This window comes from Mesorhizobium sp. M1A.T.Ca.IN.004.03.1.1 (assembly GCF_003997555.1).
GTDB lineage: Bacteria > Pseudomonadota > Alphaproteobacteria > Rhizobiales > Rhizobiaceae > Mesorhizobium.
In genome coordinates, this window is record NZ_RZTV01000730.1 from 1 (window position 1) to 252 (window position 252).

Consider the following 252-nt stretch of genomic DNA (forward strand, 5'->3'; position numbering starts at 1 on the left):
ATCGGGGTCGTATATTCGGTGAAGCCGACATTGCCCATTTCGCGGCGCATGGCGGAGATGACCTGGGTGCGCTTGACGATGTTCCGGTGCAGCGTTTCGCGGCGAAGATCGAGGAAACGGTATTTGAGGCGGACGTCCTCGGGATAATCCGGCTCGCCGAAGACCGGCAGCGGCAATTCCTTGGCGGCGGAGAGGACTTCGATCTCCTGCGCGTAAAGCTCGATCTCGCCGGTCGCCATGGTCTTGTTGATG

Annotated in this window: 1 protein-coding gene; it reads right to left on the minus strand. The window is 60.3% G+C overall.

The window, feature by feature from the left end; genetic code table 11:
• Positions 1 to 252: amino acid--tRNA ligase-related protein (locus tag EOD29_RS33590; RefSeq protein ID WP_348630476.1), on the minus strand; the 252-nt coding region annotated here is incomplete at both ends.